Source organism: Acinetobacter sp. YH12135, from assembly GCF_013418565.1.
GTDB classification, from domain to species: Bacteria; Pseudomonadota; Gammaproteobacteria; order Pseudomonadales; family Moraxellaceae; genus Acinetobacter; species Acinetobacter towneri.
Genome location: NZ_VPBU01000049.1, coordinates 1 through 1,521 on the forward strand (window position 1 = coordinate 1; position 1,521 = coordinate 1,521).

Here is a 1,521-nt window from a genome sequence, read left to right on the forward strand (position 1 = left end):
AAATGAGTAGATATGTTAGTATTGGCGTTGCAGCTAAAACACTGGGTGTTTCCATCCAAACCCTAAGAAGATGGGATGAGGAAGGCACTTTAGTCGCAGATAGAACCCCAAAAAATCACAGACGTTACGATCTAAGCAAGATCACACCTGAACTTATCCATGATCTATCAATTCAGAACAGCCGAAAAACTATTGCTTATGCAAGAGTATCTAGTCACGATCAAAAGGCTGATCTTGAGCGACAAAAACAAGTTTTGGAAATGTACTGTGCCAAGCAGGGATGGACATTTGAGATTATTAGTGATTTAGGCTCAGGGATGAATTATCACAAAAAAGGGCTTAAGGCTCTTTTGGATGGAATTATTAATAATGAAATTGGTCGATTGGTTTTAACCCACAAAGATCGATTATTACGTTTTGGTGCTGAATTGGTTTTTGCTTTATGTGAAGCTCGGAATGTTGAAATTGTAATTATTAATCAGGGTGAAAATTTGAGTTTTGAGGAGGAACTGGCTCAAGATGTCCTGGAAATTATCACTGTATTTTCAGCACGATTATATGGAAGCCGAAGTAAAAAGAACCAAAAGCTAATACAGGCGGTCAAAGAAGCACTATGAGTCGATTTATACGAGGGCATATCATTGAATTGATGCCCAATAATAAACAAGCAAGCCATTTTGCTCAGGCAAGTGGTGTTGCTCGTTTGTCGTATAATTGGGCTTTAAGAGAGTGGCAGCGACAATACAAGGCTGATAAGGAATATCGAGATCAGTGTGAGTATTATGATGTTGCGGTGAATGAAATGCTTCTTAATAGACCTAAAGAGAGTAAATTAAGAAAGCACCTAAACACTTTTAAATTTGAAAAATATCCTTTCATGAAGAAAGTGACTAAGTGCGCACCACAGTTGGCGATTAAGCAGTTGGGTAGTGCTTTTGATAGATTTTTTAACGGCAAATCAGGATACCCCAAGCCAAGAAAAAAAGGCAAGGATGACCGTTTTTCATTATCAAATGATCAATTTAGCGTAAAGGGTCGGTCTATTAAAATCCCTAATTTGGGTTGGGTGAAAATGACTGAGAATCTGCGCTATAAGGGTAAAATTCTCTCGGCCAAAATATTTAAACAAGGTGGTAAGTGGTTTGTATCAATCGCTGTCGAACTCACCCAGATCGAAAAGCTTAAACCGAAAACAGGTTTAAGTATCGGTGTTGATTTGGGTGTCTCTAATCTTGCCACCCTTTCAAATGGTGAGGTTATTCCTTCTAACGCACCACTTAAAAGACAGCTTGCAAAACTAAGGCGACTCAACAAGTCTTTTAGTCGTAAGAAAAAAGGTAGTCAGAATCGAGAAAAAGCAAAAGCCAAGCTATCTCGCCTGCACTATAAAATTGCCTGTCTACGCAAGAATAATCTTCATCAAGTCACAACGGATTTGGTAACACGTTTTGATGTGATTGCGATTGAAGATTTGAATGTTAAAGGCATGTTGAGGAATCGTAAACTCGCAAGAGCTATATC

The 1,521-nt window shown here is 38.5% G+C and carries 2 protein-coding genes; both read left to right on the top strand.

Annotated features, from left to right (window positions below; all coding sequences use genetic code 11):
- Positions 1–2: 2 nt before the first annotated feature.
- Positions 3–617 (top strand): IS607 family transposase, encoded by a 615-nt coding sequence (locus FTU70_RS14225; RefSeq protein ID WP_075167936.1) that lies wholly within the window; start codon positions 3–5, stop codon positions 615–617.
- Positions 614–1,521, top strand: a 908-nt coding sequence (locus tag FTU70_RS14230; protein WP_180060781.1) for an RNA-guided endonuclease TnpB family protein, incomplete at its 3' end; no start/stop codon positions are given. The genes FTU70_RS14225 and FTU70_RS14230, both read left to right, overlap by 4 nt.

Coding starts and splice junctions, on each gene's coding strand:
- FTU70_RS14225 (WP_075167936.1), top strand. CDS start 3: ATGAGTAGATATGTTAGTATTGGCGTTGCAGCTAAAACACTGGGTGTT.